Raw genomic sequence first — 22,994 nt, 5'->3', positions numbered from 1 at the left:
CTGATTTCACTCCCTGCGCGACCGATCATTTCAGCGAAAATAAAAAAGGACAGCGACTGCTGCCCTTCTGCTCTTCCCTGTTACACTTGGATGATCACTTTAAAAAACTGTGCTGATTTTAATCTGATTTTGGTTAATCAGGTCTGTTAAAGAGACGCCGTCTATTCTAATGATATGGACAATGTCTTGATGGGACTCCCCGGAACACTCGCCTAACTTTGTCTTCCCATCCCATACAGCCCTTCCTTCCAAGGAACGAGAAATAAAATACTCTTTCGCCTGATAAACAAATTCAATTTCCCTGCCCTGTTCCAAATAAAATAAAAAGTGCTCATAACTTATGCTTTTCCCAAACGGGACATCCTCAAATCCCCTTGGATCATCCATACAGCGCCCCTCCCCAATGTCCGAACCTAACGCCGTTTCTCCAAGTGGGTCTGTTCATACCTTTAAGATTTTCCTCATGCAATCATCTGTGTTACAAATCGATTTTCATTGTCCAGGATCCGCCGTCATCTTGATAGACTTTCTTGAACCCGGACTTTTCGTACAGGCGCAATGCGGCGATGTTGAGGGGATCAACGCTCAAGGATAAAGCCCGATATCCATGGGAGCGGGCATAATCGACCATCTGTGACAGCAAGCGTTTTCCGATCCCTTTCCCCCTGTGGAGGGGCATGATTGCCATGCCGAGCTCGGGCGTGGTGTCATCTATAAACCCATATCCCGCATCTGCACCGTTCAGGATCCTTATCCACACAGCCCCCATCGGATGACTTTCCTCGTCCGAAGCGATGAAGGCGTGGTCATGGACACCGCCCCAGTTTTTCATGTATTTCTTTATATCCGGCTCTTTAAGTATCTCTCTGCCGGGTGCCTGATGGCCTTCCGGAACATAGATGGACTGGTAGAGCATTTCCCATAAGAACGGTATGTCTTTCATCTGGTAGGGTCTGATCAAATTATCCAGGATGCTCACTTCTTTCAACGGTGATGAACCTAAATCATGATGTTAAATGGATACTTCAAATATATTTAAGCGCCCGTTTGATTAGCTTGCCTATTGGTCCATGTATAATGAACAAACTTACACATCTGGCCATTCATTTCAAATTCATCATCACCGGTTTCTGTCCGCCTAAATCCGTTTTGCTCCAATACCTTTTGAGATGCTATATTATTGGTCGTTGTTTTTGCCCTAACTTCTTCAACATCCAACTCATCAATCGTTTCCAATAATAATTTCAACGCGTTCTTAGCCACACCTTTTCCGGTGTAGTTTTGCCCTACCCTATAGCCGAGGTCACCGGCTTTACCGTACTGATGGATATCCGTTAAATTCATTCTTCCAAGAATAGAACCCCCTTCATCCTTGATCAAGTAAAACAAGGAGGTTCCCTCGGCTTGTTCCGCAAGAAGAGATGCATGCCTTGCTTTAAAAACTTCGGGTTTGTAATAGTCATCCCCTCTGGTCGGTACCATTTCTTCAAAGAACGTTCTATTTTCAATTTCAAAGGTATATAAGCTTTCCGCATCTGCGGCTTTCAACTTTTCAATGAAAATTCTCATCTATCCTGACTCCCATCTGTCCGAACGCTTACCAAATCTGATGCCCTCATCAATAATCGAGTTGCCGTAAGGACAATAGCAGGTCTTCATCATGCGTTTTGATGACGTACTTGCGGATTTTGCTGTCAATCCGCTTTTGTTCCTTGCTGTCTTTGCTGAGCCAATTGATCAAATGATACAAAGGACTGCTGATCAGGTTGGCTCCGCCGAGGAATCCCAGTTCGAACCCCATCTTCTCCGTCTCTGACATGGGCAATTGGGTGTTTTTCAAGAACTCGTCTTTGAATGGCTTTGGGATCAAGATAAAGGACCGCTTTTCATCCAGGGCCATGAGCAGCTCCCCTTTGTTGTTTGCGACCACACAATCATCTTGAGGATTGTTCCTCACTTCCGCCGCCTCCTTATTTCTGCTTTACTGAATTACGGATAATTATCTGAAAAGTTTCACTGCACGGGAAATTTCTGTCCCTCTTGTGGCCGGTTCACCGCCTGTATTAAGCAGTTAAGAGGGTACGTGATGATTGCGCGGTGAACCCGCCCTTCATGATTGGATCCGCCTCTTCATGGCCTGGCGCTTCTTCAGCCCTTCGGCGAGAATATAGAATCCCAGGATCGAAAAGGTCATGGCGATCAATGCAGCGATCGGGATCCAAGGAGCCGAGTAGATATCCTGCCTCAGATTGCCCAGAAGCACCGGCCAGGCGTCGGACATTTCCACGGCCCGGTAGCTTCTGTCCAATTGGGAGAAGAACTGCTGGTTGACATAGATGCCGATGACGCCGAGCTGCACGAGGAGAAACATCGTGCGGCCGGCTTCCATGGGGGCGGTGATGACCAGTTCCCTCACGAGAGACGGCCAATAATAATTTCTGAACAGCGTCCATCGGCCTCCCCCGTTGGCAACGGCCGCTTCCATATAGGTCTGCCTCCGCTGGTATTCCATATTTTCATAGAAGATCAAGGCGAGTCTGCCGACTTCCACTGCGGCTAAAATGATCAGGACCCAAAACGACCGGTAGTCAGAGAACATGACACCGGGAACCGCCAGCAGGATTAAAATGATGAAGATGGTCGGCATGAATGAGAACACCGCGTTCCATCCGTCCATCAACAGGCGAAGGCCCTTCGAGTAGAAGGCGCCGATCGAGAGGAGAAGAGCAGCGAATAAACGAACAGCCAGAATGACACCGAGAATATAAAATGTCTCCCTCGCCCCGACCATCAGTCTCGACCACAAGTCCACCCCTTTCCGGTCCGTGCCGATCAAAAATTCATCTGACGGCGGAATTGGCGGAACCAGAAGCGCGCCATCAGAATCCCGCACAACCAGGTTTTGATCCATCGATTTGTCCACAAGCGGCAAAGAAGGGCCAAATAATACCGCCAGCAGGACAATGCCGGTCATCACAATACCGGTCAACAGTATCCGGTTCATCGGCTTCCCTCCCGCAAGGTAACCTTCGCGCGCGCCACTCCGGACACAATATTGAAGAAAAGGATCACCAAGGTGAATAAGAAAACATAACCGATCTGGGCGATGGTATCGGGCGTGAAGAGTGCACCGACATAAAACTCGGTCGCACTTCCGAGTGTGTGATACATATAAAAGGCGGCTCCTCTGTACTCGGTGAACACTTCCACGATGAAGAGGTTCGACAAAGTGTACAGCACCATTGTATTGGAGTGAGAGAGGATTTTCGGCATGCCGTTTTTTAGCATGTGGATATACAAGACCTTCAGTTCTCCTGTCCCTTTGGAACGGGCGGTCCGCACATAATCGAGCCCCTGCTCCGCCTCCAGCGTTTTATATGTAATGTTCGAGATGAACATGACCGGATAAATGGATAAGTAGAGGATGTTCATCAGGACATTCTCCAGCCGGTCATGGCCATACAGGCTGATGTCAACCAGACCATGACGGTACAGGAAGATCACAGCCAACTGAATGGAAACGATGATGACGATGTCCGGAATGGACAACAGTCCGATCGTCACCGGCTGGCCGAGCAGTTTCCGTTTGGACTTTCGATTCTTGAAGTCGAAAATCCCTTTTGTGATGCCGAGAAAAAAGCCGATCACAATGGCCGGAAGGAAGATGAGCAGGCTGCGGAGAAAAACGGTCAGGATCTTGGCCATGATCGGATCCCCCGCTTCATCGGTTCCAAGCCCGCCCGTCTCCCGGATATACGTGAAAAAGGTTTTGATGTTTTCAACGTGCCGGGCAACTTGGTAGTCATACGTCGCCCCCATGAAGGAGCCGCCCCTTCCCTCCACAAATACGGTATCCATCGGAACGAGCAACAAAAGCAACAGCAGAGCGAATGACAAGAACCAGATGATGATACGGGAAATAATGCTTGAGAGCATAGAAAAAACTCCTTGAACCGTATGATATCGAAAAACAGGACTACCGATATTATACGAGAAGGAGCATGACTTATCTAAATATTTTTTATTGATGAAAGCATCCCCTGGCGTCGCTTCCCTGATCTCCATTCAACACCTCCGTTTTTAAACAGGATCGTGATGCTTACCCCTTTTTCCACTCCATCAGGAATTCTACTTCTGACGTCTGTTCGTCCACGGACTCTTCCTTGATGGCAAACCCGTTTTTCAAATAGAATCCAACAGCCTTGGAATTCTTTTTGTACACCTTTAATTCGATGCTTTCTTTCTGACCTTTTATAAAATCCAGCAGTCCTTTTCCGTAGCCTTCACCCTGATGCTTCACATCGACGAATAAGGCGGCCAGATAATGATCCAGCATGGAGACGAAGCCGACAACATCCTGTCCTACGCTGGCCACGTACGTCTCGGACATGGGGATATACTTTTCTTTCATCTCTTGCCGATGCGTCTCCCAATAGCTTTTGTCGATAAAGTCATGCGCGGTCAACGAGCCCTCATACCAAATGCCGACGAGTTGATCGATTTCTGTTTCCTTGTTTGCTCTGATCTTCATCCAATCATCCTTTATATTTGATTTGCCCCGCTTCTTTAACCATCGTCATGAACTCTGCCGTGTCGGTGGCAAAGCGGTCCCTAACCGAGAACCCCAGATTTTCGTACAGGCGGATGGCCCGCTTGTTGAAGGCGGCAACAGATAGTCGGATGGCCATCCCCTGATTGCGCTCACTTATGTAGTCCATGATAAAAGAACAAAAGTCATATCCCAGTCCTTTTCCCGTGTGATCAGGGGACATCCCAAGGCCCATGTCTAGAACATTTTCGCCGTAGACGCCCTGTTGTTCACCCGCCGGAATGCGTGCCGATGCCCCGGTGCAGAAGAAACCGAACACGGCTCCTTCATTCAGCAAGACCCGATAGGATCCATCCAGGAGTTCCGCAATCTCTTCTTCTGTTGCCTCATTGTTATAAAAGTCATACGGCTCTTCGTATCTCCAGCCCAGAATTTCTTTTGCAAAGTCTTCTTCCATCCCTTTGACTTGCAGCTGCATCCTCCACTTCCTCCCTGTTCCGCATCTGCTCCGTCCCCCGGAGATCCGCGGAGCCCGTTATTTGCTGGCCAGCACAGTAAATTCCCAAGGCAGGTTTTCGCCTGTCCATCCCCTGTGCTTTGTGAATTCTTCGATTTTGAAACCGGAGCGGATGACCGCATTCAAGATTTCACTGAGTGTAAAATGCCGGATCGAGACATCCGGGAAGTCTGGTTGTTCGTCTTCATCAAAAAATTGTTTGTAGGCCACATCCCCTTGGCGCAAGGTCCCGTCAAAGTAAACAGGCTGATAAGTTGAATCCGCACCGATGCATCTTCCAAACGGATGATAGTCGCTCAGGATCATCCTCCCGCCCGGCTGTAAAATCGAAAACAAGATGCCCATGAATCGTTCAATGTCATGGAAGTAGTGCAACACCCCGCCCTCGAGATAAAGGACATCAAAGCCTTCTCTGTATCGATCAACGTTCAGGTCATAAATATCTCCGACAACGTAATCGATCGAAGTATTGGCGCACTCCGCCAATTCGAGCGCATACTTCCGGTTTTCCTCCGAGATATCAAACACTGTCACTTCCGCACCCAAGACGGACAGCGGAACCGCCTTCCGTCCGTTCGATCCGCAGACATTCGCTACCTTCAATCCGTTGATCTCCTCAAAATAGTGTCGGTGCTTCTTTAGACTCCCCTTCGGATCCTCCAGGATTTTTCCGGCCTTCTCCCTTGGTGTTCCGTCTCTCTTTTCCCAAAACTCATACGCCCGGTATTCCCAGGCCTTTTTATTGATGCCGCTCTGGTGATTCATCCGGACTCCCCCTGTCCCAAATTCTGTCCGCATGACCCTTTCGGCAAAACAATATGAGAACCCTGCTTTGGCGCAGTTACTGCAAAAAGGCATCGTGATATGCGATGTTCAAATATTGTCTGTGACCATAATTCGAGTTAAAAAAAGGATGCCGCCGCATCCTTTCCACGCCCACTCTATCTTCATTTTGGCTTAATGCTTCATTATAACTCTCATCACGATAACCAAGAAACCGTCCCGCTTCCCGACACCACTGTGTGATTGAAACAACCGTCTTTTCAATTGGCCACAGGCTACATCCATAAAGAAATCAGGTTTCCTAAATTTTTTGGATGATCTGCTTCACGAAATCCTCTTTAAAATTTGTATATTCCTTAATGCCGGTGGATGAAGCTTTTAAATACTCCCGTTTCACTTCAAGGTACTGTTTCCTGGCATCTTCATTGGAATTGAGATGATCTCTGAAGAAGATCAGGTTATTCCAAAGCTCTTTTTGAAATTCTGCGATGTGGATGAAATGAGTCTTGATGCTGTACGTCTCATCCGCAAACTTTGCCAGCACAATTTCGCCGGGTCTCTCCACTTTCAGCCTCAAAAAACCTGCCGCAGAAAACCTTTTTAATAGGGGCTTATCCACCTCCTGTAAATCATCAACCCCTACAAGGATGTCAATGATGGGCTTTGCCGGCATGTCCACGATTGCCGTACTGCCAATATGCTCAATCCTGTCGTCCCCAAGGTTGGTGCACTTCATCAATTCTTTTTTCACTTTGAGAAACTCATCTTTCCATTCGGGCGTATAGTTTTCCAGCCGGACCTCATCTTTACTTAATCCCAATTGCAATGCGCATCTCTCCCCTTATGCTCCTCATTTATTTCAAGTGTACCAAAGAGAGTTAAATTTCAAATCCACTTGAATTCTTCCAATGGAAATGCCGTGGTTCCATTTGGTCACTCCAATCGGATATCTATGGGTTGTGGAGATATCGTAAATCCAAGAGCCATATCGCAAAACTCAGTTCCAGACCGTAAATCCCCAGGCCATATCCCCCCAGGCAACTCACTCTCAAATTTGGATGCCTCATTATAAAAAACGTTCCGTTTCACTCTCGCAATGAAACGGAACGTCGCTCAGTATGATAAAAATCTTTCCGGTCAGTCCTCGATGACCGCTTTTCCTTCTTTCCGCAACTTCTGGAGAGAGGCCAGCATGTGATTGATCTGTTCATCGGTATGCCGCTCCCATGCACCCAATTCTGCGACAACCTTCAGCGGTGACTTCGATCGGTAGGACCGCGTCGGATTGCCCTGGAAGCGCTTGTCGGTGACATTCGGGTCATTCTCAAATTCCCCCGTCGGTTCAACGATGTAAATCCTTTCGGTGGATCCGGAAACGGCCAGTTCGGCGCCCCATTTGGCAGCATCCAGTGTGGCGGTGAAGTAAATATGGTTCGACCGTTTGTCCTGGTAATTGGACAAGTGGCGGGGGTTCAGCAGCTCTCCGATGTTCAATTCCGCTTTTGTACCATGAAAGAATGGGCCGCGGTCCAACTCTTCTGTTTTGTTGTTCATCCGAATCCGCCTCTCATTTTAAAATCCATAAACAGGTGACGTTTGTTTCCCCCAATCAAGTTCACTTCTTCGCTTCCGCCTTCAGGAGATAGGCCACCTCGTATTGTTTGAGTTCATCCACATGGCTTGCCGGGTCGTCATAAAAGTCGGTGGAAAGTCCCTGCATCCGGGGGCCGGCGGAATAACAGATGTCGCCTAGCACCCTTTCCTTCCCGTCCCAGTCGCTGTCACCGGTGAATGGGCCTGACATTCTCGCCATCTTTTCCAGGTCATTCGTCTCCAGCTCCGGCACAGTCACTGAACTTGTCCTCTCTTCACTTTGGACGGCGACATGGACGGTCCGCTTCCCCTCGACATTGGAAATTCCGAAAATGATCGTGCCTTCCTGCTCCACCTGTGCCGTAAAATCGATGAAACGCTCTTCCGTCTTCTGTCCGGATTCGTACTTCTCCACCCAAATGGACAATCCTTTGAACTCGTCACGCAACCTGAAATCAAAGATCATTTGGTCATTCGCAAACGTGGAGAGGATGGCTTCTTCCCTTTCCGAGAGATCTGCCACTTGAATGGTGTTCATCTTTTTTTCGCTGCAGGCTGTGAGGGTCAGGATCAGGATTGCAAACAGCGTCAGAGCAGTCAGCCTTGTTGGCCGCCTCATCATTTTCACCAACCATCCCGTTATTTTTCACGCGGCCTGATGATCAAACCCTGCCTATCGAGTTTCTCATGAAATGACTCTTTCAACTCCGGAGTACAATTCCCCTGCCTCCTGGTCCCTCTTCCGCATCCAGCACAAGCAGATCCGTGTCGGTCAGCTGCGCGTCGACGGCGACCCGGATGCCCCGGATTTTCTGGATCACGTCAAATTCCTGTGGCTCATCAAATGTGATGGAGAACTGGGGTCCGTGATCGCCTGCCTCAACCGTCAGCCGGATCCCTTCCAGGCCGTGTGCGTCCAAGAATTCCTTCAATAAAAGTTCCGCTTCATTTGTGATGATCATGCCCGCTCACCTCGATGATTTATATTCTCCAGCCCATTATACCCGACAGGTCCTCCGGCCCGGGAAAACGAGGCGCTTGGTGAGACTATTATAATGACATGCGTGCCCGTTTTTTGCTTGGCGGCTTGCTTTTTAGGTTGACTAAATGGGCGCATTCTATCTAACGGTATGTTACGCTTACCTTAATATTTCCGGAAAAAAGGGGGATTTGATGTATACCGTGTTTTCAACATTCGACGTTCCCCCTGAAAAATCAGAGGAAGTCATCAATATCTACAAAAATCGGTCGCGGCTTGTCGATCAGGCCGAGGGGTTTGTCGATTTCCTGCTTTTGCAGCGCGAACAGCGCCCCGGTGAACTGACAGTCCAGCTGATTTTTGATACGAAAGAGAATTACTTAAAGTGGGCGCGCAGCAGCGAGTTCCGGAGAATCCATGAGTTGGAGAAGAACTATCCGGATCAGGAGCTGGCGGCCATCATTCCGAAGGTGTCAAAATTTAAGGTGGTGGCCAGGTGAACATAGAAGAACTTGCCGACCGGGCAACCGAAAAAATTTACGAAGCGGAACCTTCGCTGCTCATCCGGTTTGGCGAACGGGGAAAAGAAAAATGCCTCGAAGATAATCACCATCATCTGAAACAGCTCCAGACGGCCTATGAGTTGAACGAGTCTTCTTTCTTCATCGAATATGCCTTGTGGCTGAATGGAATCCTGACCCGGCACGGCATGAAAACAAAGCATCTCATCGACAACTTTGAAATCATCCGGGACCTGCTGGCGACGGGGAGAGAGACAGAACAGACATCGCGCATGGATCATTATTTGACCCGGGCGATCACTGTATTGAAAGGGGAATCCGCGAAGGGAGAGGTGTAACATGCAGCACATTGGGACGCTTGCATCTATTTTGCTTGAAGGCGATGCGGATAAAGCCTGGGAGTGCATCCAGCGTTATCCCGCGGTGTCCAGGCTGGATGTCTATCAAAATTTGCTTACACCTGCCATGCAACAGGTCGGCCACCTGTGGGAGATGAATGAAATCACGGTCGCAGATGAACATCTGGCAACCGCGACCTGCGACTTCGTCTTGTCCAAACTTGCCTTTCATCCCGACAAAAGGCGATCCGGCCGGAAAGCCATGTTCCTCTGCCTTGACGGAGAGCAGCATTATATCGGCTTAAAGATGGTGAACAGCATTTTTGAGGAACAGGGCTGGGAGACACGGTATTTAGGGCCGAGCCTGCCTTTGGAATACGCCCTCGATTTCGCGAAAACCTGGCGGCCGGATGTGATCGGGCTGTCGGTCGGCATTGTTTATCATCTGCCGAAACTTAAAGACTATGCGGAAGCTTTTGCCGCCCTGCCGGACAGTCCGTCGGTTCTTCTCGGGGGTCGTCTGGCGGGTCTTTACGATCTACGTCCCTATTGTTCCGCAGACACCGTGATTCTACGGGACCTTCCGGAAACTGAACAATGGCTCCGACACTTTGAGACGGGAGGAAAGAAACATGCAGGATTTGGATCTACCGCTTCCTCTTCCGTATTTGAGAGTTGACCGGGAAGGAAAAATCACAGGCTCATCGGCTCTCGCCCAGGAGCGTTTCGACCTCAGCAAAGGGCATATCAACTCTATCATCGACGAAGAATCCATCAAAAAGCTGAGTCAGTTCCGCTGGGTGTCGGGATTGGATTCTGTCAAGTTCGAGCTGAATATGAAAACAAAAGATCGGGCTTTGGCCCTGTTCGACGTGCATCTGCAGTGGGATTTGGACGATCATGCCAATATGATCTTGCTGCCGAAAGACAGCGCCAACGAAAAATTGACCCAGAAACTGATGGCGATCCAACACCGCCTGGCAGAGACGGATTTCGAGCTTTTGGAGAAAAAAGAAGAACTCGAACAAGTGCTCAGACGCCTGGATGAACTGTCCGGTCCGTTTATTCCGCTCTCAGGCGAGTTATGCATGATCCCGTTGTTCGGGGATATCACCGCTGATAAAATCAACACCATTTCTGAAAGCTGCCTGCAGTCCGTTTTCAAAGGCAATTATGAAATCATCCTGTTCGATCTCACAGCCGTCGGCGAGGTCAGGACGGACGGAGTGGAAAAGTTCATCCAGCTTGTGAAGACACTCAGCTTTATGACCGGCAATGTCATTAAACTCATCGGCATCAAGCCTGATCTGGCAAAAGTGCTGAACCACTATCATCTGGAACAATGGGTCGAGTTCAACCATTCACTCGAGCAAGAGTTAAGGGTGTATCTGAATCACTGAAACCGGATCTGTGTTCCACCGGCCAGGCGGAAGTTTCCTTGAAGGGACTTCCGCTTTTGATATTCCGTTTCTTGCATCTTGGAGTTTATGCAGTTTCCAAGGAGTTTCGGGATATCTGTTTCTCTAACGCCGGGTCAGGGAAGAGTGGAGTGACACCACTATCACAGGAGGCTGATTCTCATGTCACACGAACAACATCAGGAGCTTTTGTCCGTCCTTCACGAATGCATGGAGGCATGCAATCACTGTTTCGATGCGTGCCTGAAGGAAGAAGACGTAAAAATGATGGCGGAGTGCATCCGGCTCGACCGGGAATGCGCCGATATGTGCGGTTTCCTTGAATCCGCCATCAGCCGCAATTCCCCGTTCGTCGCCCAGCTGGCCAAAGTTTGCGCAGAAATCTGCGAGGCCTGCGGAAATGAATGCAAGAAGCATGATCACGAGCACTGCCAGAAGTGTGCGGACGCCTGCATGAAATGTGCGGAAGCGTGCAGGACCCTGGCCGCCTGACGGACTGTTTGCACACAAAAAAGACTGCAGAACGGAAGGGTCTCCCCTCCGTCTCTGCAGTCTTTTTATGTAGGCCGCCTGGTGTACGGCAAAGTTAATATGGATGATCGGCTCCGACAGTAAATGTTTGGACCAGGCATGGTTCATCATCAATCGACTCTTCTCTTTCGTCAAACCTGATATGGAATTGCCGGTAGATCTTCTTCCAGAACATGACCGCCGGCCGATTCTCCGAGAGCTCAATGACAAAATACTTTCCGGGCTTATCCATGAACAATCGTTCCAAAGTCTGCTGCCCGAACCCTTTGCCCCTGAATTTATTCAGGATGAACATGTCGTTTATTCCGAAGTCATTATCTTTCTTGAGGAGCGGACGTTCCAACAGCAGTAAAAAGCCGATTAGTTCGTCCGAATGCTTTATAAAAAACGGAGAAAATCCTTCTTTGTCCCACAACACTTCCAGACCGTCAAATTGAAACGAACCATCGGATGCGATCTCCAGATTTTCAGTGAACCGCGAGAGGTCATGGAGATAAAGCGAATACAGGTTTCTAAAAATCACCATGTCCTCTTGATCCACTCTCTCAAGAGAAACCTTCAAACCAACTTCCCCCTTTGCCCTGACCTGCATGAAGCGGTCCTATTTTCCGGCATGAACTATTGCCCTATTCCAATTCCCACTTATAACCGACTCCCCTGACCGTCACAAGATGGCGGTCTACCGGGAAGCTGGTCCGGCGGATTTTCTCCCTCAGGTTGCGGATATGCGAGTCAACGGTCCGGCTTTCTGTTTCCGTGTCCCATCCCCATACATGTCCGAGCAGGCTGTCCCGGTCGAATACACGCCCGGGTTTCTGCATGAGCAGTCCTAGGAGCTCAAACTCTTTCGGCGTCAGCGGGATCACCCGGCTGCCGTATGTGAGCCGGAAGCGTTCCCGTTCCCATACCAGGCCATCCGTCTCAATGATCTCTTTCTTCCCGCTGCGGCGGAGAAGGGCCCGGATGCGCGCAATCAGCTCTTCTTCCTCAAACGGTTTGGCCATATAATCGTCGGCTCCGGTCTCGAGCCCCCTTACGACCGCCTCCGTCTCATCGATTGCCGTCAGCATGAGAACCGGCACATCAGAGGACTGACGGATTCTCCTGCACACCTCCCAGCCGTCCATGGCAGGCATCATGATATCCAAAATGACCAGATCCGGCTGCTTCCACTCCAGCAGCCTGAGCGCTTCCGTTCCACTTTCCGCCTTCAAGCAGCGGAAGCCGTTCGGCTGCAGATACAGCTCCAGCAGGTCGAGCATCATCGGTTCATCGTCTACGAGCAGGATGCATGCCACGTCTTCTCCCCCTTTCAAGCGTGATGATCATCGAGGCACCCTTCCCCGGACTGCTTTCCGCCCGGATCGTTCCGCCATGCGCCTCAACAATTTCCTTGGCGATGGCGAGGCCGAGGCCGGTGCCTCCGCTTTTCCTGGACCTTGACTTGTCCACCCGGAAAAAACGTTCAAAAACTGCAGTGAGTTCCTCTGTCGGGATGCCTTCCCCCTCATCGTCCACCCGGATCCGGATCCCCTGTTTCCACGATTCGGCACTCAGCGTGATGGCCTTCCCGGAAGGGGTATGGTGGAGCGCATTATCCAGCAGGTTGAGGAGGACCTGCTGGAACCGTGCCGCATCCAGCTCCGCCGACAGATTGTCCGGAACCTTGCAGATCAGCCGGACGCCTTTTTCGGTGAAGGCGGGGCCGACAAGGTCGATGACCGATCCGGCCAGCTCCGATAGCCGGACGGAGGAGGTCCGGATGGCAAAGTCGGGGCGGTCCAGGCGGGCAAGGTCGAGCAGCTGCCCGACGAGCACGCTCAGATGTCCGGCCTCTCTTCTGATGATGGCCGAGTACTCTTTCCGTCTTTCCTCCGGAGTGTCCGGCCTTGCGGCAAGATCTGCGTAGCCCTTGATGTAAGTGATCGGTGTGCGGAGTTCATGGGCCACGCTCGCCAGGAAGTCATTGCGCTCGGCCTTCAGCCGGTCGAGATCTGCCGACAACTGGCCGATCGACCGGGCCAGGTCTCCCAATTCATCCGTCCGGGCATCATCAAGTCCGGAAAGACTTCCGCCCGTTGCCAATTGTTCGGTCGCCTGCTTCATCTGAAGGAGTGGCCGGGTGATGAACCGGGTCAGAACCGGAATGACGACCAGTGTGATCAGTACGGACAGGCCGCCCACTGTCATGAAGCGCCTGCCCAGTTCAGCCACCATCTGCCGGATCATCCCGGAGGGTGCGAACATCAGGACATGTCCCGCATGGTTGCCGTCGAGCACAATCGGGCTGTCCGTGACGATATAATCATGGTTTCTCCAGGCCGATTCAAGAATGCGTCCCCCATGCGGCCCTTCTGCTCTTTCCGATTGCTTCAACCATTCTTGCAGGTCTGTGTCCAAGGGATCCGACTGGCGGATCACCCCGCCGGTTTCATCCGTTATGACCACCGTGAATCTGGACGCCGATTCCATCATCGCCACATGGCTCAGCGTGGAATCATCATAAACGTCTTCCAGCGCATTCCGGTGGGTGTTCCCTCTCGCCAGAAGCTGCCCGATCACTTCCTCTGAGCGCTCATCCACGAGTGTGACGTACAGGACCGCGTACAGCACCAGCTCAATCAGAAGAAGAAGGCCGAACAGCAAAATCCCCAGGCGGACCGAAAGTTTCCTGTGCATCGCTCTTCCCCTTCCTCTTTAAGTCTTTCTACATTCTAAACCAGTTCAAAGCACTTTTGGTGCAGGGCACCGGAACCTTCAGCAATCGTTCATGGCTTCTGCACCGTCTCTGCACCCGGATTGGGTATGCTATGACGAGAATGGATCTGGGAGGTTTTATGATGAAGGGACGACTGAAGCGGCATGGAATCATTACTGCAGGGGCGCTCGCCCTCTTCCTGGCCGGATGCCAGGCGGGAGAAAAGACGGAGGACCGGGGTGCTGCCGGTGACACGGATAACGCAACGACCGAACAGTCCCGGCAGGAGGACAGTTCAGCGGAGAATGGCGGCATGGACCATATGATGCACGGCGGAACCGGTGAAGTTCCGGAAGGGCTGAAGGAAGCGGGATCCCCCGCCTATCCGGTTGGCACCAAAGTGATGATGCATGCCGACCATATGCCGGGGATGGACGGTGTGGAGGCGACCGTGAGCGGTGCATATGAGACGACGGTCTATTCGGTTTCTTATACACCGACGGACGGCAGCGAGCCGGTGAAGGACCACAAATGGGTCATCCATGAAGAATTGGAGAACCCCGGAGACGCACCGCTCAAGCCGGGTGCGACCGCCGTGCTGAAAGCGGATCATATGCCCGGCATGGAAGGGGCGGAAGCAACGATCGACTCCGCACAGCAGACAACCGTCTACATGGTCGATTTCGTCCCGGAAGACAGTGATCAGGAAGTGAAGAACCACAAATGGGTGACGGAAGACGAACTCTCGGCAGAATAACCATCTGCCGGTGCGTCTCCGAAAAAGACGTGCCTGGCAGCAAATGTTCGCGCTGCCAGGCGCGTTTTATTTGACCCGGCTGCAATCTCCGGCAGCCGCTTTTTGCTCCTCTGTCCGGTTTTTCTAAAAATAGTGCCAAATCCCGGCCGTAATGTGAAACTTCCTGCCGCGGATGGTGTCTTATTTAAAGACCTGCCTGCGGAAATTTGTCACTCATAGACATTCGAAATGATCATTTTTCAAAATATTGATCATTTCTGATGGAATTGTGTCAAAAGCATCACAAAATCGATAGCCGTGTAATCAACGGCTATCGTATAATGTAGATAGGATGATCAACCATTCTATGGAAACCAGAAATGTGTGAGTCATCCGGGATCGGCGGCCTGAGCATTTTACGCCTGCCGGTTTAACAAGAGATACAGTAGGAACGTGCGGCTGTCGCAGGTCAACATTCACCGACTGCAAAGACAAAGAACAAGCAGCGGTGGCGATCATGAGGAGGGGGAACATTGAGCAAGAAAGCGAAAATCTGGACGGGGGTCATCGTGTTGGCCGTCGTCCTTCTCGGGGCGGGAGGATTTCTTCTAAAAGATATCCTGCTGATGTCGGGACATGCATCAGAAGAATTTGAGGAGCCGGTGACGGTACAGCCGGTTGCCCTCCAGGAACTCGGCGAGACGATCCTTGTCACAGGACAAATCATCCCGAGCGACGAGCAAAAGGTTTATCACGAGGCGGAGAACGGAGAAGTGAAAGAGTTCCTCGTCGCCGAAAACGACAAGGTCGAGGCGGGAACCCCGCTGTTCACGTATGATGACTCGGCGATCATCTCCGAGTTCAACAAGGCGGTCCGCACGCGCGACCTGACGAACAAGCGTCTCCGCATTGCAAACGATGAACTGGCTGCTTCCCAGAAGCAGCTGAGAGATATGAAGAAAAACCCGGAAGTGACGAAAGAAGAGATCAACGCGGCATCCAAGGAAATTGTCGGGCTTGAGATGGAGATCGAAGGCATCCGGGACGAAGTGAGCTCTGCCCAGCAATCGATCGATGAGCTCGCCGTGCAAAAGGAAAAGCTGACCGTCAAAAGTAAAATCGACGGCACGGTCGTGAAGGTCAACAAAAACATCGAGCCGTCCGAAAACGGCTCGTCGGAACCGGTCGTCCACATCATCTCAAGCGGACCGTTCAAGGTCATCGGTTCGATGAGCGAGTTTGACACGGTGAAGGTGAAGCACGGCCAGCCGGTCGTGATCCGGCCGAAGGTCTATAAGGACCGGACTTGGGACGGCACGATTGAAAGCGTCTCCCACTTCCCTGAAGGCGATCAGGGCGGCATGGAAGACTACGGCGGCGGAGGCGGCAACGTGACGATGTATCCGTTTACCGTCACGCTTGCCGGCGATACGGCAGATCTCCGCCAGGGCTTCCACGTGTCTCTGGAGATCAACGTATCCGACCTCGAGCAAAGCGAGCAGATCGCCATTCCGCATATGGCGCTCGATATGGATGAAGACGGCAATGAGTTCGTCTGGGTGATCAACAACGACAACATGCTCGAAAAGCGAACAATCGTGCTCGGCGAGATGAGCGACGAGTTCGCGGGCGTGGCGGAAGGCCTGGAGCCCGGCGAACTGCTCGTCACAAACCCGTATATCCTTCCCGATAAGGGCCTCGAAGAAGGTTCAAAGGTGCCTGACTACGTGAACGAATCGGAAGGCATGCAGGATGCGGAAACGACCGAAGAAGGCACCGTCGAGGAAGCCCCGGAAGAGTCGGAGGAAGCGCCGGCCGACGAACCGGCTGAATCCGAAGCGGAGGATTCTGAACATGATGAAGCTCAGTAACATCACCAAATCATATGGTGCCGGAAGCCTTGTCGTCCCGGTGCTCCGGGGCGTGGACCTGGAGATCGGCGACGGGGAGTTTGTCGCCATCATGGGCCCTTCCGGCTCCGGCAAGTCGACGCTCATGAACATCATCGGATTCCTGGACAAGCAGTCGGACGGCGTGTATTCGCTGAACGGCGAGGATGTGAAGGAATCGAATGAAAAGCAGCTCGCACGGCTGCGCAATGAACATATCGGCTTCGTCTTCCAGCAGTTCTTCCTGCTGCCGCGGCTGAATGCACAGAAGAACGTGGAGACTCCGCTTATTTATTCCGGCGTGTCCAAAAAGGAGCGGATCGAACGGGCGCGTGCGCTGTTGCAGAAAGTCGGCCTGGAAGACCGGATGAGCCATCTGCCGAGCGAACTGTCAGGCGGTCAGAAGCAACGGGTCGCGATCGCACGGGCACTCGTCAACAATCCGTCCGTCATTCTGGCGGATGAGCCGACGGGCGCCCTCGACTCCAAAACAGGGGCTCAGATCATGGAACTGCTCACCGGACTGAACCGTGAAGGCAAGACCGTCATCATCGTCACCCATGAGGAAGAGATCGCCGCTTATACGGACCGGATCATCGTCCTGCGGGACGGGATGATCGTGGAAGACAGGAAGGTGACGGCATGAACATCTGGGAAGGATTCGTCGTCGCCCTCTCCTCGATCTGGAACCACAAAGTCCGGTCGATCCTGACGATGCTCGGGATCATCATCGGGGTGAGTGCGGTCATCATCGTCGTGGCGATCGGCGACGGTGCCCGCAAGCAGTTGGCCGATGAGATGTTCAACACGGATGAGAACGCAGTGCCTCTTTATTTCGAGCAGATGGAAATGGAGGAAAACGGGGAATTCATCTGGGTGGATCCGCCGGCTGTGAGCGGTGACCAGCTTGACCAGGTGAAAGAAGTCCCCGGCGTCAAATATGTGCTCGGCACAAACAGCGGCTGGGGCTCGATGATCCATAACGAAAAGAATGCCGATATGGAAATGCTTGGCGTAGACAACCAGTACTTCATCGCCAAGGACATCAAGCTGCTCGAAGGCCGCAGGCTCAACACGCGGGACAATGACAGTTACTCGCGGGTCGTCATGATCGACTCGCTCACGCGCGAAAACATGTTCAAGGATGACGAAGAAGCGGTCGGTGCCATCATTGAGATCGACAACAACCCGTACAAGGTGGTCGGTGTCTTTGAGACGACCCTGCCTCCGGAGTTCCAGCAGCTGGATGACTTCTCGAACGGCCAGATGCTCATGCCGCGCACACTCATCTCGATGATGTTCGGCGCTCCCGAGATCGATACGATCAGCGTCATTGCAGACAATCCGGAAACCCTGTTCGACACCGGTAACGCTGCGGCGGACAAGCTGAACGAGCTGACGGCAACCGATGGCGGCATGTACATTGCCCAGGATATGACCGAATTCGTCGAGGAATTCGACAGCTTCTACCTGACGATCACGCTGTTCATCAGCAGCATTGCAGGCATTTCGCTGCTTGTTGGCGGCATCGGCGTCATGAACATCATGCTCGTCTCGGTCACCGAGCGGACACGGGAGATCGGCCTTCGCAAAGCACTCGGCGCGACACGCGGCCAGATCCTCGGCCAGTTTCTCATCGAGTCGGTCACCCTGACCTCGCTCGGCGGCATGATCGGCATCGGCTTCGCGGCGCTCATCACGGCCGTCGCTGCCATGTTCCTGCCGTTCACCCCGATCATCAATCCGATCGTCGTCGTGATCGGCATCCTCTTCTCCTCTTTCACAGGCATCGTCTTCGGCATCCTGCCGGCGAACAAAGCCTCCAAGCTGAGCCCGATCGATGCGTTGAGGTATGAATAAGCAAAAACAAGCCGGAGCCCGCGCTGATGCGGGCTCCGGCTTGTTTTAATCGGATGCGGGAATTCAGTTTTCCATCCCTTTGAGCATCCGCAGGCCGTTCAGGATGACGGCGAGCGTGCTGCCTTCGTGGATAATGACCGCTGATGTCATATTCATGTTGCCGTTCAGGTTCACGATCACGAGGAACATGACGACCGCCAGCGCCATGACGATGTTCTGCAGGACGACCTTCCGCAGTTTCTTCGCGACTCGATGGGTGTAGGCAAATTTCATCAAGTCGTTTTTCATGAGGACCGCATCCGCCACGTCGATCGCGATGTCCGTCCCCTCTCCCATGGCGATCCCGACGTCGGCCGCCACTAGTGCCGGCGCATCGTTCACTCCGTCCCCGACCATGGCGGTGACCGGATAGGTCTTTTTCAGATCGGTGATGATGCTCGCTTTTTCCTCGGGCATCACGTTGCCCCGCACTTCATCGATTCCGAGCGTCCGGCCGATCGCTTCACCCGTGCGAACCGCATCGCCGGTGATCATGACCGTATGGATGTTTTGTTCTTTCAGGTACCGGATGGCCTGTTCTGATGTTTCCTTCGGCACGTCCTGGATGGCGACAAGGACGAGCACTTCCTCCTCATTGCCGAAATAAACGACCGTCTTCCCTTCCTTTTCAAACGCTTCGGTCCGCGTATGGAAGTCACCGGAAAAAGTCCCATAAGACGACGGTTTGCCGATCTTGAATACCTGGCCGTCCACTTTGGCCACAAGCCCGGTGCCGATCAGGTTCTCCACTTCAAGGTCAAGCGGGGCCACATCCGGGTAATGTTTCAGAATCGCCTGCGCGAGCGGATGGTTGGACTTCCTTTCCATCGACACGATGATTTGCGCCAGTTTGTTTTCCTGCTCTGCTGTCACCCCATCACCGAAGTACGTATCGGTCACGACCGGCTTTCCGGTTGTCAAGGTCCCCGTTTTATCGAACGCCACAGCAGTCAGGTCGGACAGGTTCGACAGATAGGACCCGCCTTTGAACAAGACGCCGCGTTTAGCCAGGTTGCTGATTGACGACAGGGTGGCCGGAATGTCGGTCGCCGCAAGTGCACACGGTGAAGTGGCGATGAGGAAGACCATCGTCCGGTAGAAGCTTTCATAGGCGCCCCATTGAAATACATAGTATCCGAGCAGATAAAACAGCGGAGTCAGGAGAAGGACGATGTTGACGTACACCGGCTCCAGCCGCTTGATGAACGCTGCGGTCCTCGACACATTGTTCTGCGTCTGGCTGACGAGCTGGATGATCTTTGATATCACCGTTTCGGAGCTGTCTTTCGTCACTTCCATCGTCAGCGTCCCGCTGCCGTTGATCGTGCTGCCGAACAGGTCATCTCCTTCCTTCTTCTCGACCGGCATGCTTTCGCCCGTGATCGAGGATTGGTCGACCGTCGAACTGCCGGACGTCACGATGCCGTCCGTCGGGATCTGATCGCCGTTCAGGATGGACAGCCGGTCGCCGACCTTCAGTGCGGAGACGTCGACGATTTCAACCGTTCCGTCGGCGCCGATCCGCCTGGCGGTCGTCGGGTTCAGCTTCAGAAGACTTGTGATTTCCTTGTTGCTTTTGCTTTCCGCGTAGTGCTCCAGGAAATGGGCTCCGGCAAAGATCAGGATCAAGAGCGCCGCTTCCCGGTAGTCTCCGATGATGACAGCCCCGATCGCGGCGAGGGTCATCAAAATATGCACATTCGGCGTGAGTTTCTTTTTGAGTACCGTCTGCCTGAACGTGTCGGCGAACCCCTCGATGATGATGTGGTAGCCGGAGACGACGAGAGCCGTGATGTACAAAATCGCCTTCCACATGTCCGGACCGATGAAAAGTCCGATCAGAAAAGCGGCCAGCCCGGTGAAATACAGGATGACGGCGAGGTTCCCGCCGTGCTGGTGATCATGTTCGTGGTTGTGGCCGCACGACCTGGCAGCATGATTCGTCGACAGTTCACTCATAATTGTAGATCTCCTTTACGTGTTCGATCGCCATATGGAAAATCTGGTGGACATGATCATCGTCCAGCCGGTAAATCATTTCCCGGCCCTGCTTCTGATTCCTGACGAGACGCGCAAGCTTCAACTCCCTGAGCTGGTGCGACACCGCACTTTGAGACACATCCAGCCGGTTGCTGATCTCTGTCACCGTGAGCGACTGCTGCTTCAGCAAGTAAAGAATCTTGATCCGGGTCGGGTTGGACAATGCCTGGAACAGGGCAGCCATATCCTGTTCCACCTCCGGGCTCAGCATTTCGGTCTCCTGCATGTTTTCCTGTCCGGTCATCCCCATCTCTCCTGTTCTTATATCCATTAATATATGATGAATTGTTCATATGTTTACAGGTCAAGTGTACACTATCTGAAAATTTAAGTCTACGGATAGCCTTAATTTTTTGCGGGGTCAAACGAGTCGCTGCCAATTGCCTGCGAATCCCTACCTATTGTTTACGAATCCCTACCAACTGCCTGCGAGTCCCTACCTATTGTCCGTGAGCCGCTACCAACCCCCCGCGAGCCCCTGCGAACCCTTACAAATCCCGTCAAATCTCACCAAAGAGCCATTGTCGGCGCTGTGCCAAGAAAGGCACGAAAAAGCCGGAGCCCGTCTTTGAGGCTCCGGCTTCTAATTCATTCAAGGATTCAGGATTCCGTCCCGATTCCGAGGAGTTTCAGAATGTCTTCAGGCTCATTCAGCACATAATCCGCCGCTTCGAAACCGTCCGTCGTCTTCGCGCCCCATAACGCGAGCGCAAACTTCACGCCTGCGCCATGTGCGCACTGCATGTCGTAAATCGAATCTCCGATGTAGAGCGAGTTGTCCGGATCCGCGTCCAGCCCGTTCAGACAATGCAAAAGGGGATCCGGGTGGGGCTTGTGGTTGTCCGTATCACTGGCAGAAGTGATGCAGCCAAAAAGGTGGTTCATGTCAAACGGGTCAAATTCATCGATCAGCTCTTGTTTCGTTTTGGACGTCACAATCCCTGTTTTGAGACCGGGGTTGCCAGAAAGCTTGCTGATTACTTCTTTCAGCCCTTCAAACACCCGAACTTCATGCGAGAAATCCAGAACGGTCTTTGACCATTTGGCGTGCACGCGTTGCATCTCATCCACCTTGAGTATCCGCAATGCATCCATTCCCGGGATGCCCAGCGCAAACTTCAGCTCATCCTGGGAATATTCCCGGCCTTCTTCCCGCAGGACTTGTTGAAGTGAATTTAAAATTGCTGTCTCTGTATCCAGGATCGTTCCGTCCACATCAAAAATGATATTTTTATACATACGTCATCTCCCTTCGAACCAATCGTATCTGCCGGGAAAACCGAACCGTTCTTTTAAGTCATCCCAGAGGCTCTTCCCCGAACCGCTCCCACAGTTTCGGGAACATCTCCTCCAGGTCATCCTCTTCCCAGTCAAATTCGATTTCCGGTTCTGCCGGCAGGCCACGCCCGGCGAGCTGATCGAGCAGTTCGTCGTAAGCCTCATCGTCCCATTCGGTGTCGCCTGTCTTGATGAGTGTGTAGGCATCCGCTCCGGCAGAGATCAGTTCCTCGTTTTGAGGATATCCCTCATCATCCAGATTGTCTTCATCAATGTATTCGGCCAGGTATTCCGGATCATTGACGACCCGTTCATACACCGTCTCTCCCTGCCCGATCAGCCATCCGCGGAAGTAGTCAAACGTGTCATCGGAGCAGCCGCCCATGAGGACATAAGCCGCTCCCCAGAGCCGGGACTGATAGCTTTCCTGCATCAGCCCCTGAAGGATCCATTCAAAATCGAGCACGTCCTCCAGGCTTTCCTGCGACAGTTTCTCCAGCAGCCATTCCGCCTGTTCACCGGATCTCCTGGATTGTTCGATCAGGTTCCAAAATTTCGTTTTATCCATTCGGTTCACTCCCCTATGAGCTGAAATGCAAGATACAGGGCGATTCCCCAGATGAGCAGGGCCGATGCCTGGTTCAGCCGCTTCAGAAACCGGCCGCCCGTGTCCAGGTTGCCGATCGCCTTTCCGGCCAAGGCGAGCCCGAAAAACCAGATCCAGGACACCGTGATGCAGGCGATCGTGAAACCGGCAAGTTCCCGGCCTGAATAAGAGATGGAACTCGGCCCGATCACCCCGATGATATCGAGGATCGCATGCGGATTGAGCAGCGAGACCGAGGCCGCGAATAAAATCTGCTTCTTCGGAGAGATCTGCCTGTCTCCGGACGTCCCGCCGGACTGGCCGGGCGCACTCCGGAAAATCGACCAGCCCATGTAAACCAGGAACACGACCCCGGCCAGGAAGATCAGATTCTTCAGCCATGCAAAGTTCAGCACGATGAGCGACACGCCGGTCACCGCCAGCAGGATGAGCGCCGTGTCGCAAATCCCGGCCGTGATGACTGCCGGCAGCGCGCCCGACAGCCGGCGCCGGGCAGCCCCCTGATTAAAGATGAACACGTTCTGGACTCCGAGCGGCAGGATCAGCCCCAGCGCCAGGATCATTCCATGCAGCCATGCAGCACCCATCGCCATTCCCCTGTCTTCTATCTGACTCTTA

Annotated in this window: 30 protein-coding genes; 9 read left to right on the top strand and 21 right to left on the bottom strand. The window is 52.5% G+C overall.

The window, feature by feature from the left end; translation table 11 throughout:
* Window positions 1-99 precede the first annotated feature (99 nt).
* The 13 genes from B0B07_RS12825 to B0B07_RS12765 all read right to left on the bottom strand — a co-directional run bounded on the left by B0B07_RS12825 (window position 100) and on the right by B0B07_RS12765 (window position 8,404).
* Entirely contained in the window at window positions 100-387 is a 288-nt protein-coding gene (locus B0B07_RS12825; RefSeq protein WP_076759469.1) for a hypothetical protein, read from the bottom strand.
* A 91-nt stretch (window positions 388-478) separates the two neighbouring features.
* Window positions 479-979, bottom strand: a complete 501-nt coding sequence (locus B0B07_RS12820; protein WP_234982416.1) for a GNAT family N-acetyltransferase — start codon at window positions 977-979, stop codon at window positions 479-481.
* 56 nt (window positions 980-1,035) lie between these two features.
* Window positions 1,036-1,569, bottom strand: coding sequence for a GNAT family N-acetyltransferase (locus tag B0B07_RS12815; RefSeq protein ID WP_076759468.1), 534 nt, complete (start codon window positions 1,567-1,569; stop codon window positions 1,036-1,038).
* 49 nt (window positions 1,570-1,618) lie between these two features.
* Window positions 1,619-1,957 (bottom strand): hypothetical protein, encoded by a 339-nt coding sequence (locus tag B0B07_RS12810; RefSeq protein ID WP_076759466.1) that lies wholly within the window; start codon window positions 1,955-1,957, stop codon window positions 1,619-1,621.
* Between the two features lie 153 nt (window positions 1,958-2,110).
* Window positions 2,111-3,004, bottom strand: coding sequence for an ABC transporter permease subunit (locus tag B0B07_RS12805; RefSeq protein WP_076759465.1), 894 nt, complete (start codon window positions 3,002-3,004; stop codon window positions 2,111-2,113).
* The gene (locus B0B07_RS12800) at window positions 3,001-3,936 is read right to left on the bottom strand and encodes an ABC transporter permease subunit (RefSeq protein ID WP_076759463.1); all 936 of its coding nucleotides are present in this window, start codon (window positions 3,934-3,936) and stop codon (window positions 3,001-3,003) included. Before B0B07_RS12800 ends, B0B07_RS12805 begins: the two co-directional genes overlap by 4 nt.
* A gap of 163 nt (window positions 3,937-4,099) precedes the next feature.
* On the bottom strand, window positions 4,100-4,531 hold the full coding sequence (locus B0B07_RS12795; protein WP_076759462.1) for a GNAT family N-acetyltransferase: 432 nt from the start codon (window positions 4,529-4,531) through the stop codon (window positions 4,100-4,102).
* Window positions 4,532-4,535: 4 nt separating this feature from the next.
* Window positions 4,536-5,006: a GNAT family N-acetyltransferase gene (locus tag B0B07_RS12790; protein ID WP_234982402.1), complete on the bottom strand. Its 471-nt coding sequence runs from the start codon at window positions 5,004-5,006 to the stop codon at window positions 4,536-4,538.
* Between the two features lie 78 nt (window positions 5,007-5,084).
* The gene (locus B0B07_RS12785; RefSeq protein WP_076759459.1) at window positions 5,085-5,831 is read right to left on the bottom strand and encodes a class I SAM-dependent methyltransferase; all 747 of its coding nucleotides are present in this window, start codon (window positions 5,829-5,831) and stop codon (window positions 5,085-5,087) included.
* Between the two features lie 319 nt (window positions 5,832-6,150).
* Entirely contained in the window at window positions 6,151-6,675 is a 525-nt protein-coding gene (locus B0B07_RS12780; RefSeq protein WP_076759457.1) for a GrpB family protein, read from the bottom strand.
* 311 nt (window positions 6,676-6,986) lie between these two features.
* The gene (gene arr / locus B0B07_RS12775; protein WP_076759456.1) at window positions 6,987-7,403 is read right to left on the bottom strand and encodes an NAD(+)--rifampin ADP-ribosyltransferase; all 417 of its coding nucleotides are present in this window, start codon (window positions 7,401-7,403) and stop codon (window positions 6,987-6,989) included.
* A 61-nt stretch (window positions 7,404-7,464) separates the two neighbouring features.
* Window positions 7,465-8,064: a hypothetical protein gene (locus B0B07_RS12770; RefSeq protein WP_076759454.1), complete on the bottom strand. Its 600-nt coding sequence runs from the start codon at window positions 8,062-8,064 to the stop codon at window positions 7,465-7,467.
* A gap of 79 nt (window positions 8,065-8,143) precedes the next feature.
* Window positions 8,144-8,404 carry an iron-sulfur cluster assembly accessory protein gene (locus B0B07_RS12765; RefSeq protein WP_076759453.1) on the bottom strand — a complete coding sequence of 87 codons (261 nt, stop codon included), beginning with the start codon at window positions 8,402-8,404 and terminating at the stop codon, window positions 8,144-8,146.
* 211 nt (window positions 8,405-8,615) lie between these two features.
* Between B0B07_RS12765 and B0B07_RS12760 the strand changes: the two genes are divergently transcribed.
* From B0B07_RS12760 to B0B07_RS12740, 5 genes are all read left to right on the top strand, one after another.
* Window positions 8,616-8,921, top strand: a complete 306-nt coding sequence (locus tag B0B07_RS12760) for an antibiotic biosynthesis monooxygenase family protein (protein ID WP_076759451.1) — start codon at window positions 8,616-8,618, stop codon at window positions 8,919-8,921.
* A complete protein-coding gene (locus B0B07_RS12755; protein ID WP_076759450.1) occupies window positions 8,918-9,280 on the top strand; it encodes a hypothetical protein in 363 nt (120 codons plus the stop codon). Before B0B07_RS12760 ends, B0B07_RS12755 begins: the two co-directional genes overlap by 4 nt.
* A 31-nt stretch (window positions 9,281-9,311) precedes the next feature.
* Entirely contained in the window at window positions 9,312-9,959 is a 648-nt protein-coding gene (locus tag B0B07_RS12750; protein WP_234982400.1) for a cobalamin B12-binding domain-containing protein, read from the top strand.
* Window positions 9,913-10,680, top strand: coding sequence for an STAS domain-containing protein (locus B0B07_RS12745; RefSeq protein ID WP_076759447.1), 768 nt, complete (start codon window positions 9,913-9,915; stop codon window positions 10,678-10,680). Before B0B07_RS12750 ends, B0B07_RS12745 begins: the two co-directional genes overlap by 47 nt.
* Window positions 10,681-10,860: 180 nt before the next feature.
* Window positions 10,861-11,190, top strand: coding sequence for a four-helix bundle copper-binding protein (locus tag B0B07_RS12740; RefSeq protein ID WP_076759445.1), 330 nt, complete (start codon window positions 10,861-10,863; stop codon window positions 11,188-11,190).
* A gap of 94 nt (window positions 11,191-11,284) precedes the next feature.
* Here the strand turns inward: B0B07_RS12740 and B0B07_RS12735 are convergent, their stop codons facing one another.
* The 3 genes from B0B07_RS12735 to B0B07_RS12725 are packed head-to-tail and all read right to left on the bottom strand — an operon-like array spanning window position 11,285 to window position 13,908.
* Window positions 11,285-11,821, bottom strand: a complete 537-nt coding sequence (locus tag B0B07_RS12735; protein WP_407643876.1) for a GNAT family N-acetyltransferase — start codon at window positions 11,819-11,821, stop codon at window positions 11,285-11,287.
* A gap of 34 nt (window positions 11,822-11,855) precedes the next feature.
* On the bottom strand, window positions 11,856-12,527 hold the full coding sequence (locus B0B07_RS12730; RefSeq protein ID WP_200805819.1) for a response regulator transcription factor: 672 nt from the start codon (window positions 12,525-12,527) through the stop codon (window positions 11,856-11,858).
* Window positions 12,499-13,908 carry a sensor histidine kinase gene (locus tag B0B07_RS12725; RefSeq protein WP_076759443.1) on the bottom strand — a complete coding sequence of 470 codons (1,410 nt, stop codon included), beginning with the start codon at window positions 13,906-13,908 and terminating at the stop codon, window positions 12,499-12,501. The genes B0B07_RS12730 and B0B07_RS12725 overlap by 29 nt, the downstream gene beginning before the upstream one ends.
* A gap of 161 nt (window positions 13,909-14,069) precedes the next feature.
* On the opposite strand from B0B07_RS12725, the gene B0B07_RS12720 reads away from it, so the two are divergent.
* The 4 genes from B0B07_RS12720 to B0B07_RS12705 all read left to right on the top strand — a co-directional run bounded on the left by B0B07_RS12720 (window position 14,070) and on the right by B0B07_RS12705 (window position 18,412).
* The gene (locus B0B07_RS12720) at window positions 14,070-14,684 is read left to right on the top strand and encodes a YdhK family protein (protein WP_076759441.1); all 615 of its coding nucleotides are present in this window, start codon (window positions 14,070-14,072) and stop codon (window positions 14,682-14,684) included.
* Window positions 14,685-15,196: 512 nt separating this feature from the next.
* Window positions 15,197-16,534, top strand: a complete 1,338-nt coding sequence (locus B0B07_RS12715; protein WP_076759439.1) for an efflux RND transporter periplasmic adaptor subunit — start codon at window positions 15,197-15,199, stop codon at window positions 16,532-16,534.
* A complete protein-coding gene (locus tag B0B07_RS12710; protein ID WP_076759438.1) occupies window positions 16,518-17,198 on the top strand; it encodes an ABC transporter ATP-binding protein in 681 nt (226 codons plus the stop codon). The genes B0B07_RS12715 and B0B07_RS12710 overlap by 17 nt, the downstream gene beginning before the upstream one ends.
* Window positions 17,195-18,412, top strand: coding sequence for an ABC transporter permease (locus B0B07_RS12705; RefSeq protein WP_076759436.1), 1,218 nt, complete (start codon window positions 17,195-17,197; stop codon window positions 18,410-18,412). The genes B0B07_RS12710 and B0B07_RS12705 overlap by 4 nt, the downstream gene beginning before the upstream one ends.
* A 63-nt stretch (window positions 18,413-18,475) precedes the next feature.
* Here the strand turns inward: B0B07_RS12705 and B0B07_RS12700 are convergent, their stop codons facing one another.
* The 5 genes from B0B07_RS12700 to B0B07_RS12680 form a co-directional block, all read right to left on the bottom strand.
* The gene (locus B0B07_RS12700; RefSeq protein WP_076759435.1) at window positions 18,476-20,410 is read right to left on the bottom strand and encodes a heavy metal translocating P-type ATPase; all 1,935 of its coding nucleotides are present in this window, start codon (window positions 20,408-20,410) and stop codon (window positions 18,476-18,478) included.
* Window positions 20,403-20,735, bottom strand: a complete 333-nt coding sequence (locus B0B07_RS12695) for an ArsR/SmtB family transcription factor (protein WP_159438448.1) — start codon at window positions 20,733-20,735, stop codon at window positions 20,403-20,405. The genes B0B07_RS12700 and B0B07_RS12695 overlap by 8 nt, the downstream gene beginning before the upstream one ends.
* 356 nt (window positions 20,736-21,091) lie before the next feature.
* Entirely contained in the window at window positions 21,092-21,730 is a 639-nt protein-coding gene (locus B0B07_RS12690; protein ID WP_076759433.1) for an HAD family hydrolase, read from the bottom strand.
* A 58-nt stretch (window positions 21,731-21,788) separates the two neighbouring features.
* Window positions 21,789-22,337: a DUF4240 domain-containing protein gene (locus tag B0B07_RS12685; RefSeq protein WP_076759431.1), complete on the bottom strand. Its 549-nt coding sequence runs from the start codon at window positions 22,335-22,337 to the stop codon at window positions 21,789-21,791.
* A gap of 5 nt (window positions 22,338-22,342) precedes the next feature.
* Window positions 22,343-22,963 carry a LysE/ArgO family amino acid transporter gene (locus B0B07_RS12680; protein ID WP_076759775.1) on the bottom strand — a complete coding sequence of 207 codons (621 nt, stop codon included), beginning with the start codon at window positions 22,961-22,963 and terminating at the stop codon, window positions 22,343-22,345.
* Window positions 22,964-22,994 lie beyond the last annotated feature (31 nt).

Source organism: Edaphobacillus lindanitolerans (assembly GCF_900156305.1).
Lineage (GTDB): Bacteria > Bacillota > Bacilli > Bacillales_A > Planococcaceae > Bhargavaea > Bhargavaea lindanitolerans.
The sequence above is the reverse complement of the archived record's forward strand: the minus strand, read 5'-3'. Positions and strand labels throughout refer to the sequence as shown.

Coding starts and splice junctions, on each gene's coding strand:
- B0B07_RS12685 (WP_076759431.1), bottom strand. CDS start 22,337: ATGGATAAAACGAAATTTTGGAACCTGATCGAACAATCCAGGAGATCC.
- B0B07_RS12700 (WP_076759435.1), bottom strand. CDS start 20,410: ATGAGTGAACTGTCGACGAATCATGCTGCCAGGTCGTGCGGCCACAAC.
- arr (WP_076759456.1), bottom strand. CDS start 7,403: ATGAACAACAAAACAGAAGAGTTGGACCGCGGCCCATTCTTTCATGGT.
- B0B07_RS12680 (WP_076759775.1), bottom strand. CDS start 22,963: ATGGGTGCTGCATGGCTGCATGGAATGATCCTGGCGCTGGGGCTGATC.
- B0B07_RS12690 (WP_076759433.1), bottom strand. CDS start 21,730: ATGTATAAAAATATCATTTTTGATGTGGACGGAACGATCCTGGATACA.
- B0B07_RS12725 (WP_076759443.1), bottom strand. CDS start 13,908: ATGCACAGGAAACTTTCGGTCCGCCTGGGGATTTTGCTGTTCGGCCTT.
- B0B07_RS12740 (WP_076759445.1), top strand. CDS start 10,861: ATGTCACACGAACAACATCAGGAGCTTTTGTCCGTCCTTCACGAATGC.
- B0B07_RS12705 (WP_076759436.1), top strand. CDS start 17,195: ATGAACATCTGGGAAGGATTCGTCGTCGCCCTCTCCTCGATCTGGAAC.
- B0B07_RS12805 (WP_076759465.1), bottom strand. CDS start 3,004: ATGAACCGGATACTGTTGACCGGTATTGTGATGACCGGCATTGTCCTG.
- B0B07_RS12790 (WP_234982402.1), bottom strand. CDS start 5,006: ATGGAAGAAGACTTTGCAAAAGAAATTCTGGGCTGGAGATACGAAGAG.
- B0B07_RS12825 (WP_076759469.1), bottom strand. CDS start 387: ATGGATGATCCAAGGGGATTTGAGGATGTCCCGTTTGGGAAAAGCATA.
- B0B07_RS12765 (WP_076759453.1), bottom strand. CDS start 8,404: ATGATCATCACAAATGAAGCGGAACTTTTATTGAAGGAATTCTTGGAC.
- B0B07_RS12795 (WP_076759462.1), bottom strand. CDS start 4,531: ATGAAGATCAGAGCAAACAAGGAAACAGAAATCGATCAACTCGTCGGC.
- B0B07_RS12745 (WP_076759447.1), top strand. CDS start 9,913: ATGCAGGATTTGGATCTACCGCTTCCTCTTCCGTATTTGAGAGTTGAC.
- B0B07_RS12785 (WP_076759459.1), bottom strand. CDS start 5,831: ATGAATCACCAGAGCGGCATCAATAAAAAGGCCTGGGAATACCGGGCG.
- B0B07_RS12815 (WP_076759468.1), bottom strand. CDS start 1,569: ATGAGAATTTTCATTGAAAAGTTGAAAGCCGCAGATGCGGAAAGCTTA.
- B0B07_RS12695 (WP_159438448.1), bottom strand. CDS start 20,735: ATGACCGGACAGGAAAACATGCAGGAGACCGAAATGCTGAGCCCGGAG.
- B0B07_RS12735 (WP_407643876.1), bottom strand. CDS start 11,821: ATGCAGGTCAGGGCAAAGGGGGAAGTTGGTTTGAAGGTTTCTCTTGAG.
- B0B07_RS12770 (WP_076759454.1), bottom strand. CDS start 8,064: ATGATGAGGCGGCCAACAAGGCTGACTGCTCTGACGCTGTTTGCAATC.
- B0B07_RS12710 (WP_076759438.1), top strand. CDS start 16,518: ATGATGAAGCTCAGTAACATCACCAAATCATATGGTGCCGGAAGCCTT.
- B0B07_RS12760 (WP_076759451.1), top strand. CDS start 8,616: ATGTATACCGTGTTTTCAACATTCGACGTTCCCCCTGAAAAATCAGAG.
- B0B07_RS12720 (WP_076759441.1), top strand. CDS start 14,070: ATGAAGGGACGACTGAAGCGGCATGGAATCATTACTGCAGGGGCGCTC.
- B0B07_RS12800 (WP_076759463.1), bottom strand. CDS start 3,936: ATGCTCTCAAGCATTATTTCCCGTATCATCATCTGGTTCTTGTCATTC.